Consider the following 20,904-nt stretch of genomic DNA (forward strand, 5'->3'; position numbering starts at 1 on the left):
CTTTTTATTAAAAATAGATCCGTAAGAAGATCATACGGATCTATTTCATTTTATTTTTTTACCGGAGCAAGATGACTGCTCGTTAATCCTTTTTCTTTAGCATATTTTAACAGCTCATTTGCACTCTCAGTGCTCCTGTCGCTCGATAAAATATCTGCGCCGTTATCAATTAACGCTGAATAAACTTTGTCGCCCTGGGCTTTTGCACTTTTATCAAGGTTACCCATGGTACCCAGAATACACCAGATGCCTTTACTATGCAGGTAATCGTACACCGTTTTTTCTGGTGCAGAAGTTCCGACAAAGGCTACAATTCGGTTGTTAGGGATGCCCATTTGGTTTAAGCGTTCCAGATCAGCAATGTTTCTAATTGACGCAGAAATCATCAGATCGGGTGCAAGGCGGTAAACTTCGGCAGCCTGCGTGGCACTATAGGTAATAATGATGCTGTAAGCTTCCGCTTTATTCCGGCGCACCGCTTCGATCATTTTTTTATAGGGAACACCTCTTTTTACATCCAAGGTATAAATCACTTTATCTTTTCCCCATTTTAAAACTTCATCCAAGGTTGGGATGCGAAAAGCAGTTACGGTACCCGCATTATCTTTTAAAAGGATATCTTTTAGTTCTGCAAGTGTTTTTTCTCCGATAGGACCGGTGCCATTTGATGTCCTTTCCAAACGGTCGTCGTGCATCATCACTAATGCCGAATCTTTGGTTAAGGCCGCATCACATTCGATAATGGAAGGATGAAGTTTTACACTGTTGGCAAAGGTTTCGATGGCATTTTCAGGAAATCCAGCCATAGGGCCACCGCGGTGACAGCTGATGAGCGGATAACGTGAAGGCGTCCACTGCATAAATTTTTGAAACTCCTCTACCTTTTTAAATTTCAGCGCATATTGCTGACTGTATAACGAACTGAAACTGAACAGTGCGATAAAAATGAATAATAATCTTTTCATTGTATTTTATTTTAAAATGGGTTTTAATACCTCTGGCTTTCCATCAATCGGTTCCTGATAACTCAGGCCAAGAATGTTAGCAACCAGTGGGTATACATTTACATTTTCGAAAGATGGAATTTTTACCTGTTTTTTAAAGGCAGGGCCCCATGCCAAAAAGGTAGCATGCATATCTTTTACTACCGATGGATCGAAACCATGATGACCGATACCCGGTTTGCGGTTCGAAAATACTTTTGGCCATTCAGGTACCAGTAAAATATCACCAATGCGGTTCATGCGGTCATCTTTTGCATTGTAATGAAAATGCTCCGGCATATTGCTTTTCAGGTACACCTTATAATCCTTTTCACTGGCTTTTAACTGCTCGTATAATGGCTGTATATCTGCTTTGTTTTTAGCGTGGATATCCATCAGCGTGCCTGATGACGCAATGATGTATTTCGCAGTATCAATGGCTTGTGGCGTTGCAATCGGATGTTCACGGTCTACTGCAGTCATACCATGATCAGAAACAAATACATAATTTACCGGAAGATTAAGCGGCTCAATGGCTTTTGTTAAGGCATAAATAACAGAATCGACCATTTTAACTGCTTTTTCTGTTTGTGGTGCATCCGGACCAAAACTATGCCCGGCATGGTCAGGCTCTGAAAGGTAAAAAGTAATCAGGTGAGGTCTTTTATCCTCTGGTAAACTTAGCCAGTTTTTAACAATGCTGATTCTTTTATCAACCGTAATCTGTTCCGTATAATCATAGTAGTAAGTAGGGCGTATACCTTTAATTTCGGCTTCAGAACCTACCCAGAACATACTTGCAGCAATCATATGCTGTTGTTCTGCCAGCACCCAAAGTGGAGTGCCGCCATACCATTTTCCATCCCTTACTTTTGCTTTTGCGCCCATTGAATATTTTTCATTCGCTTTTTCGTCTAAAAAGCTATTGTTCACCAGGCCATGGTGCGAAGGGTACATTCCGGTTACCAAAGTATAATGATTTGGAAAAGTTACCGATGGATAACTCGGGATCATGGATTCGGCCTGTACCCCGTTTTGACTAAGTGCAAGTAAGTGGGTTGCCTGGTAACGCGCTGCATAATCATAACGGAAGCCATCTGCCGAAATTAAAATCACATAAGGTTTTTTAATTTGAGCAGCATCATTTTTGCGCCCCTGGGCTACGTGTTCTATCGTATCAGTTTGTGCCTGTACCTGGCTTGCTGTTGATAAAAGGAAAGCCGCAACAATAAAACAGAAGCTATATTTGATTTTTTTCATTTTGTAATTATTTATAAATTTCGTTCAGGATAGCCGCTAAGCGGATACCGGCCTGGGCAAGGCGTTTTTTAACAATATCCGCATGGGCAGGGTAATAACTGTAGTCGAATTCTGGGTTTTTTGCTGCTTCTGCATAAAGCTGTTTGCTGATTTCGTACGATTCAAAAGCCCATTTTGCCACATCATCTTTTTCCCAGGTTTTTGCTTCATTTTTTTCTACCACATCACAATCTGCAGCCAGTTCACGGTAACTTAAACCTCCATAATCAATTAAACCACTGTCCCAAAGGCCATGGAGGTTACTTTCTTTACGCATCAGTTTTACCTTAATCCCGTTACCGCCCGAATCTTCAGAATGGCCGGTATGCATCGGCTGGTGGATATCGCCAACCAGGTGCACTAAGAATTTTAGTGCAAAAATATGTTCTTCTTTGGTTTTCGAAGCATCTTTTAAGTCACTTATACATTGCAAAAGCGCTTTATAAATATTTGGCTTTTCCATTGATTTCAGTTGAGCATTAAAATCATCGTAATTTAAACCTTCAGGCAGGTTTACATAATGCCATGGTGCAGTATAAGCATATTGAGCATAAGACCTGATCTCGTCAGGGTAGGTACTTACCATGGCCAGGCGCTCACTGCCTAAAATATCCTGAACCGCTTTTTTCGCCTTAGTGCTCAGGTGGTTTTCGGCAATTTTACCAATGGCCCGGTGACCAGTTACGCCCCATGAGACTAAAGCAAAACAAATGGTGACCAAAAGCGCAGGGAATAGTAATTTTTTTAACATGGGATAATGATATAGGGAAAGCCGTTACAGCTTTCCCTGATAAAAAAATAAATTAATTGAAGATATAACGGAAACCAAACTGCATCTCGTAAGTAGAGGCATAACCTACCACATCCTTAGTGCCGTTTACGATAGGGAAGTTCCTGTCTGTTGCGATACGGAAAGTTGGTTTGGTTGTTCCACCTGGTGTTAAGGCCGCTACGTTAGTAGGTACAAGGATAGAAGTTGTTCCAAAATTGGTTTGCATACCCCAATCTTTGTTCAATAAGTTACCAAAGTTTTTGATGTCGATACTGAACTGGATGGTGTTACGTTTGCCACCAACATTGGTAAAAATATCCTGTAGGAATTTAAAATCCCACTGGCCGTTAAATGGTGTAATTACTGCATTACGTTCTGCATATTGTCCTTTTCTGCCACGCAGGTATTTATCCTGATCAACATAACGGAAAAACATATCACTTTGCTGTTTGGGGGTGAAAGTAACCGCATCAGCACCTGTTCCAACAGTTAAAGGCACAAATGTAATTTCCGAAGCATCTTTTGGTACATAAATCAAATCTCCGTTTACACCATCCCTGTTAATATCGGTAGAGTAAGTATATGATGAGCGACCATTAGAACCATCGTAAACCAAAGTTAATTGTGTACCCAGGTGTTTGATAAATTCTTTACGGTAATAAATAGACGCGATAATACGGTCAGGAGAAACAAAACCCGAATAACCTAAAGTCGGGTTATTAGCACCGTCTACAGTGCTTGTAGCCTGCCAGCCTGATAAAGTCTGGTCGCCACTGCCTTCGTATAAACTTTTTGCCGAGCTTCTGATGTAAGAAACCGTAGCACCAAAACCGTTATCAAAACGTTTGCTTAAAGTACCTGTCAAAGAATAATAATACCCTTTGTTGGCATTTCCAAGTACAATTACGTTAAACGCATCAGGCTGTCTGGCGTTAGCTCCTGCAATTACAGTACCGTTTGCCACTGGCAAACCGTTTAAAATCGGATTGATAAATTTATCGGTAGCCGCACTCGGATAGATCATTCTGTTATCAGGATATCCGGCAACATTTAATGGTTTTGGATCAACCAGGTTGGCATTACGGAACAGGATGGTTCTGATATCCCTGTTAAAAATGCCTTCAACAGATGCCACTATCCCATAAGGAAGTTTGAAATCTGCAGCCAAACTGGTTTTAAAGGCAGCTGGCATTTTTAAGTTTCTGTCCATTACCGTAATCGGGTTAGGTAATACCGTCCCGGCGACTGGTACCGTAGTTGGGCGGTAAGCGCCGATATTCGGGTTAAACGGACCAGGAGTATTATTTTGTCCGGAATAGGTTTCGGTAATTTGTAACATACCTGCATCACCGGCTTGTGCCACAATCCAAACATTTGGAATACGGCCCACAAATAAGCCGGCACCACCCCTTAACTGGATCGAACGGTCTCCAGCAACATCCCAGTTAAAACCAACACGGGGAGAAATCGAAATCCTTGATTTTGGAAGGTTTCCGGTGTTTAAATGTTCACCATCATGGAAGGTAAGCAACGATACCAGCGGATGTTCTTTCAGGATTTTAGGATAAGTTCCTAATTCTGCACGGATACCGCCTGTTACCCTTAAACGTTCAGTAACCGAAATTTCATCCTGTACATAACCAGAAAACTGCCAGAATTTATAGGTAGGGAAGGCCTGCTCATAATTTGGCGATAACGAATAGGTTTGCGCAAATTCAATCGGTTTAGCACCGTTTTTAAAATCATCCCACGAGTTAAAAGTATAATAACTGGTTCCAAAACGTTGGAAACCATTTTTGGTAATGCTATAATCGCCTTGTAAACCCGCGGTAATGTTGTGTTTGCCTACTGACCAGGTTACATAATCATTTAATGAATAAACCTGTACATCCCTTAAATTTCCATACGTAAAAGGCTCATAACCAAATGTGGTAAATGGTGTAGGTGCCGAGTTACCATCTGCTTTTAAAATATCAACCAAAGGAAATACCTGACTGTCTGAACTCCTTGGGTCGTTTTGATTGGTATACGATAAACGTAAAGTATTGGCAAAACGGTTAAACACCTTACTGTTTAACTCCGCTGTAATGGAGTATAAATTGCTCTCCTGATAATAATTGGAATTTTTAAAGGCCAGTGCTGTATTACCAGTTCTAGATCCTCCACCCGGAAATGCACCCAGCGGACTTCTGGAAGTACTTACAAACGATGGTGATTTGGTTTTAACATAACTACCACGAATATTGAAATGGTTGTTCTGGTCGATGTTCCAGTCTAACCTTCCCAATAAGTTTGTTCTTTCTGTTTCAGAAGGATAACCCTGGTAAATCCCCGGATCGTAACCATAGGTTGTTTTGAGGTAATTGCTGATTTCATCCAGCTCTGAAACCGTCGGACGGACCACATTCGGAATACCCGAACCATAAGGGGCTTCTGGTGTGGCTGCTAAACGTGTTTGGCCAGGTCTTACTTCATTTTCTCTTTCTGCATTTAAGAAGAAGAATAATTTGTTTTTAATAATCGGACCGCCAATTCTTGCACCGAAAGTTTTGTAGGTCTGGTCTGTTGGATCGGCCAGTTCAGGGTAATTGCTTACTTTTTTACCGATCTGGTTCTGGTTTCTGAAATACGTGTAGGCCGAACCAGAAAATTCGTTTGTACCCGAACGCGTAACAGCATTGATGGATGCACCGATAAAACCTGTCTGTTTTACATCATAAGGCGTAACATTTACCGATATTTCTTCCAATGCATCAATAGAAACCGGATTTCCGTTTCCGGGAAGGTTGTTCCCGATACCGAAATTATTATTAAAATCGGCTCCATCTACAGTTACATTGTTCTGGCGTGAGTTACCGCCGCCAATAGATGCGCCGTTAGCCTGCGGAGCAAGCCTGATCAGGTCGTTCAAACTTCTGCTCAAAGTTGGAAGTGCGTTGATCTCTTTTTTACCCAGGTTGGTTGATGTACCCGTTCTGCTTGCATTTAGGGCCGAGTTTTTAGAGGCACCTTTAATGTTCACTTCTCCAAGTTCTTTTCCTCCTGAACCCATGTTCAGGTTCAGGATGTAGGTGTCGCCTAATGGCAGGTTAATGTTTTCAATGGTTTTCGGATCCATACCTACATAGGTAACCACTACCTTGTATGGTCCGCCAGGGCGCATGTTCGAGATGGTGAAGCGGCCATCATCATTGGTGCTTACCACATAACTGGTACCCGAAGGTAAGTGTGTGGCTTTAATCGTCACTCCGGGAAGAGTGGTTTTAGAATCTTTTATTGTTCCGGATAAATTACCCGTCGTGACCTGCGCATGCAGAGAAATCACAGCAAACAATAAGGACAAAATGGTAAAGATTTTTTTCATGTTGATCTTATCTGTTATTGAATTAGTTGCGCCAAAGTTCATTTTGTCAGTTAAAGCCCAGATTAAGCGAATGTTAAAATAGATTAAGAAAAAAGTATTATCGGTGTGACAGCGGGCGCTATTGTAAAGCCAATATTGCCAGTGGGATAAATTCAGTGCTTATCTAGGTAACATAAAGGTTATGGCGTTATGTAACTTGCTGTTTATCTGATTGATGGATGTGTGTGTGGCACTTGTGAGGAAGAATAAGCACATTTCTGCTTATTCTTAAACAAACGTTTGCGTCTGCTCATTCAGACAGAAAAATTAATAATGTACATAATCCGACATCAGGTAGTATTGTAACTGAAAGTTAAGTAAATGTAAAGTTACAACCGATGTCTCTATACAGAAATATACCTGTACATGACTATTAATTTAGGTGTTTTATTTCGTTTTATATCTCGGGTTAAGTCAACATCGAAAGCCTGTTTCATCGGCTTTTTCGTTCAAACGCTAACTGATAATTTTCTTTAAAACAGATGAGTAAGAGCCAAATTCTTCAAAAAGTACCATAATTTTAATGATCTGTACAATTACTTTGCTTATTTACCATTTAGTTTTGCGCGCAGGATATTTCTCCAGTGAGAAAAACAGATTATGATCCAATTAGCCATCATTAGCGACATACATGCCAACCTTATTGCCTTAGAAGCAATTTTAGAGGATATTGAAAAAAGAAAGATTACCGACATTTATTGCCTGGGCGATTTGGTCGATTTTGCGCCATGGGGCAACGAAGTAATTGCATTAATCCAAAATAAAGGCATTCCCTGCCTTTTAGGAAATCATGATGAACGTATTGGTTTTAATCAGCCCATTATCCCTTTGGTGCACCATAATGAGGAAGAAACCTTTCACCGGAATGTGGCCATTAATTTGAGTAAAAGAACCATTACTGCAGAAAATAAAAACTGGTTAACAAAACGGCCATATCAATTAAAACTTTCATTTAAAACAGGCGATGCCGTAAAAAATATACTATTGGTACACGCCAGTCCGAGGAGTAACGACGAGTATATTTATGAAACGCACCCAAATCAGGGGCTGATCAATATGTTGCCTGATCAAACTATTGATGCCCTGGTGATGGGGCATACACACGCCTCTTATATTAAAAATGAGTCCGGTATACTGATGGTTAACTGTGGTTCTGTAGGCAGGAGCAGGGAAACAGACCAGAAAGCAACCTATAGCATATTAACCATCAGTGATGGAAAAGTAGGGGCAGAGATTATAAAGGTAGATTATGCCATCGAAAAAGTGGCAAAAGCCATTTACGAAAGTGAAATCCCTGATTTTTATGGTGATTTTTTACTTAGGTCTGAAGTGACATACACCGAGGTGATTTAAATATTATTTAGCTGCATAAATTCCCATCTTTCAAAGGGTGTGTTTTTTCTAGCCGAACGGTTTTCTTTTTTTAGTAAAATGAATGCGCCTGTTGGCGGCGGCAGCCCTGTACCAATTTTCCATCGGTAGCCAGGGATACAACACTGATGCTTAACTATGTTATTGATCCAGACGAATTTCCTTGCTTCTTATCCTGCTTAAAGTTTCGCTTCGCATCACCAGATAGCTTGCCAGGTGGCGCAATGGAATTCTATCTACGCCTGTTGGTTTAGTGCCGGCAAATCGTTTGTAGCGAGTCGCCGCATTTGGGATCCTGGCTAAAATAGAACGCTCAGAGGCCGCATAATACTGCAGAGATAATATTTTTCTTCCAATGATATTAGCTTCAGGATAAAGCGAATAAACCGAATCGATCAGGGTAAAGGGAATGCAGATCACCTCCGAGTCTTCCAGTGCCTGTAAATACTCAATAGAATGATGAGTAGCATGATCAGGGTGGTGGATAGCACCTATGGTTTCATTTTCAAAACTGAACCGGGTGGTAATATCCTTGCCATTATCTTTAATAAATCCCCTTACCAGGCCACGAACTACAAAATAAAGCGATGCATTATGATCAATAGGGGAAAGGATAAATTTATTCTTTTTTATTCCTACTTTTCTGCAGTGTAACACATGGTCGGCAATAAAACCTTTTGATAATGGATGATACTGCTCAAAATACTTGATCAGCGGAAGTATATTCTGGTATGCTGAAAATTGGGACATTCGAATCGGGAATAAATGTTTGGTTTATGCCACATATACGAAGTATTCCTAAAAGGGGTTTTTGATTTTGAAAAAATATTTTTCTTAACTTAAAACGGTAATGGTTGCTTGCAAAGCATCTCCGTTGTGAAGTTAAATCTAACATCACCATACAGCTTTTTAGCTCATATTTAATTAATGTTGTTTTCTGATCCAGTTCACTGCACCCATTACTTTTTTATCCAGGGCAATATCACTGAAATTGTCGCCGCCCTGAATGAGTATAACAGGACTAATAAAGCTTTTATAGATTTTTCCATTCCGGTCTGCGTCATAATCAACAGCGAGGTTGAGTCCAGCGTATTTGTTTATTTTAAAACCTTCATTTGCGGTGGTGTAACCTGCACTGCGCTCGCCGATAAGTACCGTTTTTTTACGGCCTATGGTACTGATGGCGGTTACCTCGCCCGAACTTGCTGTTATTCCGCTGATTAACACAGCAAGTGGTAAGGTTTGGTTAATGGAAGGCAATTGTTCAGTAAGTTTAGAAACCTGCGTACTATCAAGGTAAATATTTCCTTTGCGCAAAATCCAGTTGCCATCGTTTTTTTGATGCTGGTTGATAAAACTTCCGATTTTCCCATCACCAAGAATTGGCGCAAGGCCTGCCAACATTTGATACATGCTTCCACCGGTATTCACACGGAGGTCTAGAATCCATCCTTTTATCTTTTTTCCATTAAGTGTGGCAATTGCAGCCCTGATTTCTTTTGTATCTGCATCAATCTGCTGGCCCGAAAAATCACTGTTACCGGGCAGGAGGATATAACCAATGTTGCCTTTCAATAATTGTACGCTTACTTGAGTATGGGTTTTTACAGCTTGTTTTACCGTCTGATTAAGGTATGGTTCATTGGTTTTCCAATAGTAAGTTTCTTTCCCAAGTTTAAGGGCGCCGTGATGATCGCCAATCTGCTCAAAAATATAAGGAAAAACCTTTGCTGCTTCCTGATAAGTTTTTGCATTAACCGCCTTTTCATATACATTTTTCTTTAAGGCTGGCCAATCTATCGAATCACGGTTAATCGAATTTAACTGGATTGTTTCCAGACTTTTATCTAGGAAAATCCTTACGCTATCAATGGTTTGTGCACGAAGTAAAAGATGATTAAATAAAAGAAAGAGGATGATCACTAAGGCTTTTTTCATATGGTGGTGACGCTGAAAACGGGCCTAAGGTTGCACGTTTGATGAAAGTAGACCCCTATAAGCTAGCCTATCGGCACTAGTGGTTTAATATATTCGTCTATAAAAGGAGTTACTTAGGTTTTTAGTAACCCAAAGCGGTTGACGGTAAAGGATTAAAATAGCCCTATGTTTGCCATAAGGCTATTTAATTATTTTAGGTACCAGGTTAACCTAGATTACCATCTTCCTTAACCATTTTATTAATGGCTTTCTGGACTTTAATTACATCTGTTTCAACTGTTTTTCTAACAGCAGCATCAAATGAAGCCGCAAATTCTGCACTTAAGATAATCTGGTCTTTTTCATTCAGGATATTCAGTACAAAGGCATGACTTCCAAATTTAAACCCGCATTTAATTCTGATTACATCTTTTTCAAAGGTTTTCAAAAATTCGTAGCTGTTGCTGATCTGGTCAAAACAATCTCTAACGGCCTGAAAAACGAGGTGTGTTTCTATATCCAAACCGTTTATCACTACCGTAACCGATGTAAGGTCGTTTAGTTCCGGAAGAAGGTCTTCACTGTAAATAATGTCTTTTGGATCAAGGATCACAACCGTTTCCTTATCTCCGCTTTCGCCTGGTTGTTGTGTTAATTGTATAGTCGCATTCCCGTCTTTTAAAGTGGCGGTGTTAGCAGATGTGTTTTCGATTTTAATATCGCTTATGGTATCTTTAATGATGCCTACAACAAGTTCGAGCGCTTTTGAATGGGTACTGTTCATTATGGTATTTTTTTGCAAAGGTAAGGCTTGCTTACAGTGATGGGTAATTATCGTTTAAATAAATACAATGTTTGTTGCTAAGTGTTTTATTTTTAGGTTGTTATTTTTTTTGCATTGACTGGTTTTACTGCTTTAACTATTTGTTAAATGGCGAAGGTAAAGCTGTGGATTATCTAAAAATGATTTGGTTAGCGTAAAGTGCTCCGTATCCTCGTAACCGATTTCTGATATGCCATCATCGTCAAACTGATAAATGCTGGCTCCAGGATAACAGATGAGTATGGGTGAGTGTGTGGCAATAATAAATTGGGCGCGGCCGCTCTGTTCCAATTGATTAATAACCGATATAAAAGCCAGAATTCTCGCTGGCGATAGGGCTGCTTCAGGCTCATCAAGGATGTAAATACCCGATTCGAACTGGTTATTAAAGAGCGATAGAAAAGATTCTCCGTGCGATTGCTCGTGTAGCGAACGACCACCGTACGCATCTAAAATGCGGTTATCTTCCCTTGCCAGTTCATCAATATAGCTGGCAAAGTTGAAAAAATTTTCAGCCCGCATAAAGAAACCGTCGTTTATCCTCCTGGGTGTCCAGGTTAGCGCTAATAGCTGTGTTATTGGCGATTCGTAACCTTCAAAACGATAACCGGTATTGAGGTTATGGTTACGGTTACCGCCTTTAAGGCTAAAGCCGCACTTTTCTGCAATCCCTTCGAGCAAGGTAGATTTGCCTGACCCATTTTCTCCTACAAAAAACGTTACATTGCTTTTTAAACTAAGTTGTAGTCCTTCACACAAACTAGGAATCTGTGAGGTATAACTTACACCGGGTACCATTCGTTGTAAAAGTATCTGTGATAAAAAAGGCATTTGAAGTTTATAGTGAATTTTTTATATTACGAATATAATCAATGGAATATCTACGGGCGCATAATTTGGAAATACTTATTCAAACAACTTTTAAAAAATTATTCCTCAATAATCATGCTCTTTACCTTGGTCCTGAAATTTCCATTAGCCACGTTTAAAACGGTATCGCCCCGATCATTAATGTCAATAGATTTCAGTTCAATTCTTCCAAACAAACTATCTCCAACCTTATAATTTAATTTATTTAGTATTAGTTTCTGATGGATTACTTTTTGCATTGGTTTAGTTTCTCCTTCAATAATTAAATCTGTAAATTGATATGCAGCGGCATTAAACTTTTTATTTTTGTATCTGATATTTAATCCTTGTCCTGTAAAGCCATCGCTTATGCCAATCCTGATCGACAAAGTATCCGATTTTGAATAGTAGTAGGCGCGGCAGTTGTTCAGTTTTGCAAAAGCAGCGTCTTGCTTTTCGTGTTTGCCGTAACGGAAATAGGCTACATCGCTGGTCCGTTTAGATCCATCTGGTTTTTCGAAAAAAGAATAAACTTCCTCTCTCGTGTTCATCTCACCGTAAATAACTTTTTTGGGCAATCCCGGGTCGAGGTGTGCATCATCCCATTGTTTCGTGTCATTAATAGCATTACAGCCCGAAGCCAATAAGACTATCAAAAAGTAAATGAAGGCAAAGGATTTTTTTTCCATGGAGTGGTTTAGTTTTAAGATATGATGGTTTTATAGGTGAGATTCCATAAACATTGAGAATCATTAGCTTCGATCGCTTGCGCTCGTTTCCAAACGGGTGCAGAAATAGCTTTACGATTTTATCGTTTGTGAACAATGGGTTATACAAAGAGAATTTTATGATGACGAGATGCTACGCTCTGATAAAATATGGGATGTGAATTTGTGTTGCCGGATGCTCACTACGCTCAAAATGACAAATTGAATCTGTAGTTTAACAGTCTCGCTTGCGCTCGTTTCCAAACGAGTGCAGAAATAGCTTTACGATTTTATCGTTTGTGAACAATGGGTTATACAGAGAGAATTTTATGATGACGGGATGCTACGCTCTGATAAAATATGGGATGTGAATTTGTGTTGCCGGATGCTCGCTACGCTCAAAATGACTAATTGAATCTGTAGTTTAACAGTCATAAAACTTACTTAATACCCATTTGTTTAAAAAAAAATAAGGAAGTATGTAAACCGGATTTTCTGCTTAAAAAGCTCTTTTTATCAATAAAAAAGATTAATTAATTAAATAACAGGGCAAAAACTACTTCAAATTATTTATTTATACCTATAAATCACCTGTTTACCTGCTAAAAGGCGTTTTTCATAAGTAAAACATGAATTTCAACTTCATTTAAACTTCATAAATCTGTATTTATTTCGCTATCGAATTAAATCGTTGAGTAACCACCATTTATTGAGATTAAGTAGGCACCGCACCGCGGTTGTAAATGCTTATATCGTAAAAAGGCTGCTCAGCTAAACTAATTAGAGAAAAAATAAATCAGATTTAACCATTCAACAAAGAAAAATGAAAAGAGTTGTAATATGCCTGGGCCTGAGTGCTTTGCTTTACGTAACGGCTTGTACCTCGAAAAAAGAAGAAAAAGAAGAAGTAGCCACTTATGCGGTAACCACCGCGTTAAGAATGGACACTTCCTTTACCAAAGAATATGTTTCGCAGATCAAATCTGTGCGCAATATCGAAGTTAGGGCTCAGGAAAAGGGTTACCTTCAAAACATTTATGTAGATGAAGGTCAGCATGTAAAAGCTGGTCAAATTCTATTTAAAATTATGCCTAAAGCGGCGCAGTCTGAATTATTAAAAGCACAGGCCGAAACCAAATCGGCAGAAATTGAGCTGGAGAATACCAAATTACTTTCTGATAAAAACATCGTTTCTAAAAACGAACTGGCCATGGCGAAGGCTAAACTGCAATCGGCAAATGCCGAAACCTCACTGGCAAAATTCCACTTATCCAATACCGAAATCAGGGCGCCGTTTGATGGCACCATCGATCGTATTCCTTTAAAGCTTGGAAGTTTGGTAGATGAAGGTGCTTTATTAACCAGCCTTTCAGATAACAGTCAGGTTTTTGCTTATTTCAATGTATCAGAGCCTGAATATTTAAACTATCAGAGTGCTGCAAAAGCAAAAGGACAGCAAGAGGTGAGTTTGTTATTGGCCAATAACGAATTGCTTAAATCGAAAGGTAAAGTGGAGGTAATCGAGAGCGAGTTTGATAACGAAACCGGAAATATTGCTTTCAGGGCCAGGTTCAATAATTCCGATAAACTGTTGAGAAATGGCGAAACGGGTAAAATACAAATGGTTGTTCCTTTAAAAAATGCGATTGTTATTCCACAAAAAGCAACTTACGATATCCAAGATAAAACCTACGTTTTTGTAATCGATAAGAATAATAAAGTCCACTCAAGGGCCATTACCATTGCAGGCGAATTACCTGACTTATACATCATCGGCGACGGCATCACGGTGGAAGACAAAATCTTACTTGAAGGCGTACAAAAAGTTAAAGACGATGATAAAATCGCCTTTAAATTCCAGCAGCCTCAGGATGTGATGAAACAATTGAGATTAAAAACAGAATAATCTAAACCCTCCATACTTATTTTATGTTTAGTAAATTCATACAAAGGCCCGTCCTTTCTATCGTAATATCGCTTATTATTGTGTTTCTGGGTGTGTTGGCCATCAGCTACCTGCCGGTTACACAATTCCCATCCATTTCTCCGCCTAAAGTTAATATTACGGCAGAGTACCCTGGAGCTAACAACGAATTATTAATTAAATCGGTGGTTATTCCGCTGGAGCGTGCACTTAACGGTGTACCCGGCATGAAATACATCGCTTCTGATGCCGGTAACGATGGTGAAGCATCAATTCAGGTGGTATTTAACCTCGGTACCGATCCTAACCAGGCTTCGCTTAACGTACAAAACCGTGTAGCGGCCGTTACCAACAAACTCCCGCCTTTGGTGGTTCGTGAAGGGGTAAAAATTACCCGTGAAGAGTCGAACATGTTGATGTACATCAACTTGTATAGTAAAGACCCTAAAATGAACCAGAACTTCCTGTATAACTATGCCGATATCAACTTACTTTCGGAACTGAAAAGGGTTGATGGTGTAGGTTTTGCAGATATTTTGGGCGACAGGGATTATGCGATGCGTATCTGGTTAAAACCCGACCGTATGCAGGCTTATAAAATCTCGGTTGATGAAGTAATGAAAGCCCTTGATGAGCAAAGTTTAGAAGCTTCGCCAGGTAAAACAGGGGAGAGTTCGGGTAAACGCTCGCAGGCTTTTGAATATGTACTGAAATATTCTGGTCGTTTTAATACCAAAGAAGGTTACGAAAATATTGTGGTGAGGGCTACGCCTAATGGCGAATTGCTCCGCTTAAAAGATGTGGCCGATGTAGATTTTAGTGCTTCTGCATACAATTTATATTCTACCTTAAATGGAAAAGCATCTGCCGCGATCGTTTTAAAACAATCTTATGGTAGTAATGCCAGCCAGGTTATTAAAGATGTTAAAGCTAAAATGGCCGAAATTAAAGCGGCTTCCTTTCCAAAAGGTTTAGATTACGAAATCAGTTACGACGTTTCTAAATTCCTGGATGCATCTATCGAAAAAGTAATCCATACCCTGGTAGAAGCCTTTATTTTGGTAGGTTTAGTGGTGTTCTTATTCCTTGGCGACTGGCGTTCAACACTTATTCCGGCTATTGCCGTACCGGTATCCTTAATCGGAACCTTTGTGTTTATGCAGTTCTTCGGCATCACGCTCAACCTTATTACCTTATTTGCCCTGGTTTTGGCCATTGGGGTAGTGGTAGATGATGCGATTGTGGTAATCGAGGCGGTTCACGCCAAGATGGAGCACGACAGGCATCTTTCGGTATTGAAGGCCACGCAACAGGCCATGAAAGAAATTGGTGGGGCAATTATCGCCATTACCTTCTTAATGGCGTCGGTATTTATTCCGGTGGCATTTATGTCGGGTCCGGTGGGTATTTTCTACCGTCAGTTTTCCATTACCATGGCAACGGCGATTATCCTTTCGGGTATTGTAGCTTTAACCCTCACACCGGCTTTATGTGCCATTATGTTGAAGAATAATCATGGTACAGCGAAAAAGAAAACCCTGATCGACCGTTTTCTGGATGGTTTTAATAATGGTTTTAATAAACTTTCGGGTAAATACGAACTGGTATTAAGCAAAGTGGTAAGCCGGAGGTTATTAACTTTTGGGGTATTGATTGCCTTCTGTTTGGGTGTTTGGGCACTGAGTGGAAGTGTGCCATCAGGATTTATCCCTAACGAAGATCAGGGGATGGTTTATGCGATTATTCAAACCCCTCCGGGATCTACTTTAGAGCGTACTGACCAGATTGCAGAGAAACTGCAGAAAATGTGCGAAGACATTGATGGCGTAAAATCGGTTTCATCTTTAGCTGGTTATGAAATCCTTACCGAAGGTACGGGATCCAACTCAGGTACCTGTTTGATTAACCTGAAAGATTGGAGCGAACGTAAACATTCGGCAGTAGAGATTATCGAAGAACTTGAAGAAAAATCAAAATCAATTCCGGGTGCAACCATCGAGTTCTTCCAGCCACCGGCAGTTCCGGGTTATGGGGCAGCGGGCGGTTTCGAGCTTCGTTTATTGGATAAAGCAGGTAGCGGCGATTATAAAAAAATGGAAACCGTAGCCAACGATTTTGTACGCGAGTTGAACAAACGTAAAGAGCTTTCATCTGTATTTACTTTTTACAGTGCCAGTTTCCCTCAATACATGCTGGATGTTGACAATGACATTGCGCAGCAAAAAGGAGTAAGTATCGATAACGCGATGAACACGCTATCAACCTTTGTGGGTAGTAATTACGAAACCAGCTTTATTAAATACGACCGTCAATACAAGGTAATTGTACAGGCCTTGCCTCAATACAGGGCTTTGCCGGAGGATATTTTAAAACTATCGGTTAAAAACGACCGCGATGAGATGGTGCCTTTCTCGGCCTTTATCAAAATGCGTAAAGTATATGGCTTATCGGAGATTACCCGTCATAATATGTACAATGCTTCTGAGATCAGCGGACAATCGGCACCGGGTTATAGTTCTGGTGAAGCCATTAAAGCGATTACAGAGGTTGCCAAGAAAACATTGCCCAGGGGTTTTGGTATCGATTGGGCAGGTATTTCTAAAGATGAGGTATCAAGAGGTAACGAAGCAATCTATATCTTCCTGATCTGTTTAGGTTTCGTGTATTTGGTTTTGGCTGCACAATATGAAAGTTTCATTTTGCCACTTTCAGTAATCCTTTCTTTACCGGCGGGTATTTTTGGAGCCTTTTTGTTCCTTAAATTATTGGGATTGGAAAACAACATTTATGCACAGGTAGCCATGGTGATGCTGATCGGTTTACTCGGTAAAAATGCCGTGTTGATTGTGGAGTTTGCCACACAGCGCCACGCACAGGGGGCAACGGTATTTAAGGCGGCCATGGAAGGTGCTACAGTGCGTTTCCGTCCAATTTTAATGACCTCCTTTGCCTTTATAGCAGGATTAATCCCTTTGATGATTGCAACCGGCCCAGGTAAGATTGGTAACCGTACCATCGGATCGGCTGCTGCAGGTGGTATGCTTTTCGGTACCATTTTCGGAGTAATTGTAATCCCGGGACTGTATTATATATTCGGAACAATTGCAGCAAAACACAAGCTGATCAAAATTGAAGAAGAACATCCGTTAACTGAAGAAATTGAGAATAATGTTTAAACAGAATCTTTATAAAAGCCTTGTACTGGTGTTGATATGCGCTGCATATACCGCCTGTAAATTGCCAGAAGTGGCCCAACGCTCCGAAAATAAAAACGTACCTGTGAGCTTTAATGGCTCTCAGGATACCGTAAGCACAGCCAGCATTAAATGGCGTAATTTTTTTACCGATCCAAATCTGGTAAACCTGATCGATACAGCACTAAAAAATAACCAGGAGCTGAATATCACCCTTCAGGATATTGAGATTGCGAAAAACGAGATCAAAGCTAAAAAAGGAGAGCTTTTGCCAAGTGTAAGTTATGGTGTGGGGGCAGGTTTTGATAAAGTTGGCCGTTATACCAGCTCGGGGGCCGGCGATGCTTCAACAGAAATTACTCCCGGTAAAGAAGTACCTGAGGTATTGCCCGATTATCACTTTGGTTTACAGGCCAATTGGGAAGCCGATATCTGGCACAAATTGCGCAATGCAAAAAAAGGCGCTGTGAGTCATTATCTGGCAACCGTTGAAGGCAAAAATTTCGTCATCACCAATTTAATTGCTGAAGTAGCCAATTCATATTATGAGTTATTAGCTGCAGATAATCAGTTGGAAACAGTGAAAAAGAACATTGAGTTGCAGAAAAATGCTTTAGAACTGATGAAAATCCAAAAACAGGCGAGCAGGGTTAACGAACTTGCCGTACGCAAGTTTGAGGCTGAAGTATTAAGCTCGAAAAGCTTGGAGTTTGATATTCAGCAAAACATTACCGAAACCGAGAATAAAATTAATTTTCTGTTAGGTCGTTTTCCTCAGCCGGTGATCAGGGATAAATCTAGTTTTACCGATCTGGTACCACCAACCGTGCAGGCAGGTTTACCATCGCAGTTATTGGCTAACCGTCCGGATATTAAACAGGCCGAATTCGAACTTGCAGCTGCTAAACTAGATGTTAAAGTAGCCAAGGCTCAGTTTTATCCTTCATTAGGCATTTCTGCAAACATTGGTTACCAGGCATTTAATCCATCTTATCTGTTAAGAACGCCAGAATCCCTGATCTATTCCTTAGCCGGAGATTTAGCCGGACCGTTGATCAATAGAAACGCTATAAAAGCAGAATATTCTTCTGCAAACGCGAAACAGCTACAAGCCGTTTTTGATTATGAAAAAACCATTCTGAATGGTTATATCGAAGTGGCCAATCAGCTCTCGAAAATCAGTAACCTGCAAAAAAGTTACGATTTAAAATCAAAACAGGTAGCCGCACTTACACAATCGATCGATATTTCGAACGATTTGTTTAAATCCGCAAGAGCAGATTATTTTGAGGTTTTGATGACCCAACGTGATGCCTTACAATCAAAATTAGAACTTATTGAAACCAAAAAACAGCAATTAAACGCTGTTGTAGATATTTATCATGCCCTTGGTGGCGGATGGAACTAAGTAAACACCAAGTCCCATTTAAGTAAGTACATTCCTTTTAAGTCATATTATCCTTATATTCGATTAGGCTGTTCCAAACTGGGGCAGCCTTTTGTTTTTTGTCATGCTGAGGGATAATGACAGCGCGTAAAATCGTCATTGCCAGCTCGACTGGCAATCGTAATGCCTTGGTAGGGCTTGCAGTTTGCATTAAGATTGCCCCGTGCGCGGGAATGACGACCATTTTTTAGAATCTTTCATTGATAGGGCAGCGAAATCTGCCAGCGCTCATTTCTAACGATTAAATCGTAAAACCATTCTTGCACTCGTTTGGAAACGAGCGCAAACTAAGCACAATATCCTACGCGGTCGTCATTTCAAGCGCAGCCGAGAAATCTATAAGTTCACCATAGCCTTTCGGAGCTACCTTTTTGTTCCTCTGAGCTCCTGCTTAGTACTTCGGAAGAGCAATTTGCCCTTCGGAGCTACCTTTTTGCTCCTCTGAGCTCCGGCTTAGTACTCCGGAAGAGTAATTTGCCCTTCGGAGCTACCTTTTTGTTCCTCTGAGCTTCGGCTTAGTACTTCGGAAGAGTAATTTGCCCTTCGGAGCTACCTTTTTTCTCCTTCGAGCTCCTGCTTAGTACTTCAGAAGAGCAATTTGCCCTTCGGAGCTACCTTTTTACTCCTCTGAGCTCCTGCTTAGTACTTCGGAAGAGTAATTTGCCCTTCGGAAGGGCTTTTTTGTTCCTCTGAGCTCCTGCTTAGCACTTCGGAAGAGCAATTTGCCCTTCGGAGCTACCTTTTTTCTCCTTCGAGCTCCTGCTTAGTACTTCAGAAGAGCAATTTGCCCTTCGGAGCTACCTTTTTGCTCCTCTGAGCTCCTGCTTAGTACTTCGGAAGAGCAATTTGCCCTTCGGAGCTACCTTTTTGCTCCTCTGAGCTCCTGCTTAGTACTTCCGAAGAGCAATTTGCCCTTCGGAGCTACCTTTTTGCTCCTCTGAGCTCCTGCTTAGTACTTCGGAAGAGCAATTTGCCCTTCGGAAGGGCTTTTTTCTAGTTCGGAACACCAAATTGGTCTTCGAAGGTACTTTTAAATAGTATTCAAGGCCTTTTTTGATTTTACAAACACCAGGTAGCAATGCTTGAAATTTATTTAAATCGTTCTGATAAACTAAATTAATCTGGCCGCATCGGTTAGTATCTATTAAATGCTGTTTTTGTTCATCTGTTTATCATAAAATCCATTTCACAAACAATGCCAGCTGCTTAGGGTTATCTTTATCATATAAATAATCATCATATCTAAAACGAAATGGGAAATACAACATTTAAATTAGGTGAATTTGAAATTAACCGTTTAGGTTATGGGGCCATGCAATTAACGGGTAACGGCGTTTTTGGCGAAGTAGAAGATCGCGATAACGCGATAAAGGTTTTACAGGAAGCTGTAGCAAATGGCGTTAATTTTATTGATACTGCAGAAGCTTACGGGCCAAAGTTTAATGAGTCTTTAATTGCTGATGCCCTGCATCCATACAAACAGGATCTGCTTATTGCTACCAAAGGTGGTTTTAACAGGCCTGGGCCTAATAATTGGGTGCCAAACGGTTCGCCAGAAAATATTAAAGAAAATATTGAGAGCAGTTTACAGCGCTTAAAAGTAGATTGCATTGATTTATGGCAATTGCACCGCATCGATCCAAATGTGGATGTAGCTAAAACCCTCGCGCCGGTAGTAGAAGCTGTAAAAGAAGGTAAAATAAAATATGTTGGTCTTTCGGAAGTAACCATCGAACAGATTAAACAGGTGCAGGATATCTTGCCGATTGTTTCGGTTCAGAATTTATATAATTTAGGAAATCGGCAATGGGAGGGTGTACTCGATTTTACTGCCGAACAAGGGCTTGCTTTTATTCCCTGGTTTCCTCTGGCTTCTGGTCCGGATAAATTAGAAGATAGCATTAAAGCAATCGCCGAAAAACATGATGCCACAATCGCACAGATTGCCTTAGCCTGGTTACTCAAAAGATCATCGAATATTCTTTTAATCCCAGGAACAAAATCGGTAACCCATTTAAAAGAAAATTTAAAAGCTTCAGAAATTGAGTTAACAGATGAAGAATTTGAGCTTTTAACAAAGTAATTTACCACGGATGCACACAGATAAAAACAGATTTTATTGGTGTGCATTTTTGTTTTTTAGCCACTGCGCGGGAAATGACGACCATTTTTTAGAATTTTTCATTGAGAGCGGAGCTGATAAATCTGCCAAAAG

14 protein-coding genes are annotated in these 20,904 nt (G+C 40.3%); 5 read left to right on the forward strand and 9 right to left on the reverse strand.

The window, feature by feature from the left end:
* Positions 1-50 precede the first annotated feature (50 nt).
* The 4 genes from R2R28_RS27175 to R2R28_RS27190 are packed head-to-tail and all read right to left on the reverse strand — an operon-like array spanning position 51 to position 6,418.
* Complete coding sequence (locus R2R28_RS27175) at positions 51-965, reverse strand: glycerophosphodiester phosphodiesterase family protein (RefSeq protein ID WP_316828808.1); 915 nt, start codon at positions 963-965, stop codon at positions 51-53.
* 6 nt (positions 966-971) lie between these two features.
* Entirely contained in the window at positions 972-2,243 is a 1,272-nt protein-coding gene (locus R2R28_RS27180) for an ectonucleotide pyrophosphatase/phosphodiesterase (RefSeq protein ID WP_316828809.1), read from the reverse strand.
* Positions 2,244-2,250: 7 nt separating this feature from the next.
* Positions 2,251-3,033, reverse strand: coding sequence for a S1/P1 nuclease (locus R2R28_RS27185; RefSeq protein ID WP_316828810.1), 783 nt, complete (start codon positions 3,031-3,033; stop codon positions 2,251-2,253).
* Positions 3,034-3,085: 52 nt separating this feature from the next.
* Positions 3,086-6,418 (reverse strand): TonB-dependent receptor, encoded by a 3,333-nt coding sequence (locus R2R28_RS27190; protein WP_316828811.1) that lies wholly within the window; start codon positions 6,416-6,418, stop codon positions 3,086-3,088.
* Positions 6,419-7,057: 639 nt separating this feature from the next.
* On the opposite strand from R2R28_RS27190, the gene R2R28_RS27195 reads away from it, so the two are divergent.
* On the forward strand, positions 7,058-7,810 hold the full coding sequence (locus R2R28_RS27195; protein ID WP_316828812.1) for a metallophosphoesterase family protein: 753 nt from the start codon (positions 7,058-7,060) through the stop codon (positions 7,808-7,810).
* Between the two features lie 159 nt (positions 7,811-7,969).
* On the opposite strand, the gene R2R28_RS27200 is transcribed toward R2R28_RS27195, so the two are convergent.
* The 5 genes from R2R28_RS27200 to R2R28_RS27220 all read right to left on the reverse strand — a co-directional run bounded on the left by R2R28_RS27200 (position 7,970) and on the right by R2R28_RS27220 (position 12,106).
* Positions 7,970-8,578 carry a Crp/Fnr family transcriptional regulator gene (locus tag R2R28_RS27200; RefSeq protein ID WP_316828813.1) on the reverse strand — a complete coding sequence of 203 codons (609 nt, stop codon included), beginning with the start codon at positions 8,576-8,578 and terminating at the stop codon, positions 7,970-7,972.
* Between the two features lie 174 nt (positions 8,579-8,752).
* Complete coding sequence (locus tag R2R28_RS27205; RefSeq protein ID WP_316828814.1) at positions 8,753-9,766, reverse strand: S41 family peptidase; 1,014 nt, start codon at positions 9,764-9,766, stop codon at positions 8,753-8,755.
* 205 nt (positions 9,767-9,971) lie between these two features.
* Complete coding sequence (locus R2R28_RS27210; RefSeq protein WP_316828815.1) at positions 9,972-10,529, reverse strand: hypothetical protein; 558 nt, start codon at positions 10,527-10,529, stop codon at positions 9,972-9,974.
* A gap of 132 nt (positions 10,530-10,661) precedes the next feature.
* Entirely contained in the window at positions 10,662-11,399 is a 738-nt protein-coding gene (locus R2R28_RS27215; protein ID WP_316828816.1) for an AAA family ATPase, read from the reverse strand.
* Between the two features lie 98 nt (positions 11,400-11,497).
* Positions 11,498-12,106: a hypothetical protein gene (locus R2R28_RS27220; RefSeq protein ID WP_316828817.1), complete on the reverse strand. Its 609-nt coding sequence runs from the start codon at positions 12,104-12,106 to the stop codon at positions 11,498-11,500.
* 841 nt (positions 12,107-12,947) lie between these two features.
* Between R2R28_RS27220 and R2R28_RS27225 the strand changes: the two genes are divergently transcribed.
* The 4 genes from R2R28_RS27225 to R2R28_RS27240 all read left to right on the forward strand — a co-directional run bounded on the left by R2R28_RS27225 (position 12,948) and on the right by R2R28_RS27240 (position 20,772).
* Positions 12,948-14,030 carry an efflux RND transporter periplasmic adaptor subunit gene (locus R2R28_RS27225; RefSeq protein ID WP_316828818.1) on the forward strand — a complete coding sequence of 361 codons (1,083 nt, stop codon included), beginning with the start codon at positions 12,948-12,950 and terminating at the stop codon, positions 14,028-14,030.
* A gap of 23 nt (positions 14,031-14,053) precedes the next feature.
* Positions 14,054-17,224: an efflux RND transporter permease subunit gene (locus R2R28_RS27230; RefSeq protein ID WP_316828819.1), complete on the forward strand. Its 3,171-nt coding sequence runs from the start codon at positions 14,054-14,056 to the stop codon at positions 17,222-17,224.
* Positions 17,217-18,650 carry an efflux transporter outer membrane subunit gene (locus tag R2R28_RS27235; protein WP_316828820.1) on the forward strand — a complete coding sequence of 478 codons (1,434 nt, stop codon included), beginning with the start codon at positions 17,217-17,219 and terminating at the stop codon, positions 18,648-18,650. Before R2R28_RS27230 ends, R2R28_RS27235 begins: the two co-directional genes overlap by 8 nt.
* Positions 18,651-19,941: 1,291 nt before the next feature.
* Positions 19,942-20,772: an aldo/keto reductase gene (locus R2R28_RS27240; protein ID WP_316828821.1), complete on the forward strand. Its 831-nt coding sequence runs from the start codon at positions 19,942-19,944 to the stop codon at positions 20,770-20,772.
* Positions 20,773-20,904 lie beyond the last annotated feature (132 nt).

Origin of the sequence: Pedobacter miscanthi, assembly GCF_032678605.1 — a bacterium.
Lineage (GTDB): Bacteria > Bacteroidota > Bacteroidia > Sphingobacteriales > Sphingobacteriaceae > Pedobacter > Pedobacter miscanthi_A.

Excerpts from the sequence above, each read along its gene's own strand:
- R2R28_RS27175 (WP_316828808.1), bottom strand. The coding sequence starts at position 965 with ATGAAAAGATTATTATTCATTTTTATCGCACTGTTCAGTTTCAGTTCG.
- R2R28_RS27180 (WP_316828809.1), bottom strand. The coding sequence starts at position 2,243 with ATGAAAAAAATCAAATATAGCTTCTGTTTTATTGTTGCGGCTTTCCTT.
- R2R28_RS27185 (WP_316828810.1), bottom strand. The coding sequence starts at position 3,033 with ATGTTAAAAAAATTACTATTCCCTGCGCTTTTGGTCACCATTTGTTTT.
- R2R28_RS27190 (WP_316828811.1), bottom strand. The coding sequence starts at position 6,418 with ATGAAAAAAATCTTTACCATTTTGTCCTTATTGTTTGCTGTGATTTCT.
- R2R28_RS27195 (WP_316828812.1), top strand. The coding sequence starts at position 7,058 with ATGATCCAATTAGCCATCATTAGCGACATACATGCCAACCTTATTGCC.
- R2R28_RS27200 (WP_316828813.1), bottom strand. The coding sequence starts at position 8,578 with ATGTCCCAATTTTCAGCATACCAGAATATACTTCCGCTGATCAAGTAT.
- R2R28_RS27205 (WP_316828814.1), bottom strand. The coding sequence starts at position 9,766 with ATGAAAAAAGCCTTAGTGATCATCCTCTTTCTTTTATTTAATCATCTT.
- R2R28_RS27210 (WP_316828815.1), bottom strand. The coding sequence starts at position 10,529 with ATGAACAGTACCCATTCAAAAGCGCTCGAACTTGTTGTAGGCATCATT.
- R2R28_RS27215 (WP_316828816.1), bottom strand. The coding sequence starts at position 11,399 with ATGCCTTTTTTATCACAGATACTTTTACAACGAATGGTACCCGGTGTA.
- R2R28_RS27220 (WP_316828817.1), bottom strand. The coding sequence starts at position 12,106 with ATGGAAAAAAAATCCTTTGCCTTCATTTACTTTTTGATAGTCTTATTG.
- R2R28_RS27225 (WP_316828818.1), top strand. The coding sequence starts at position 12,948 with ATGAAAAGAGTTGTAATATGCCTGGGCCTGAGTGCTTTGCTTTACGTA.
- R2R28_RS27230 (WP_316828819.1), top strand. The coding sequence starts at position 14,054 with ATGTTTAGTAAATTCATACAAAGGCCCGTCCTTTCTATCGTAATATCG.
- R2R28_RS27235 (WP_316828820.1), top strand. The coding sequence starts at position 17,217 with ATGTTTAAACAGAATCTTTATAAAAGCCTTGTACTGGTGTTGATATGC.
- R2R28_RS27240 (WP_316828821.1), top strand. The coding sequence starts at position 19,942 with ATGGGAAATACAACATTTAAATTAGGTGAATTTGAAATTAACCGTTTA.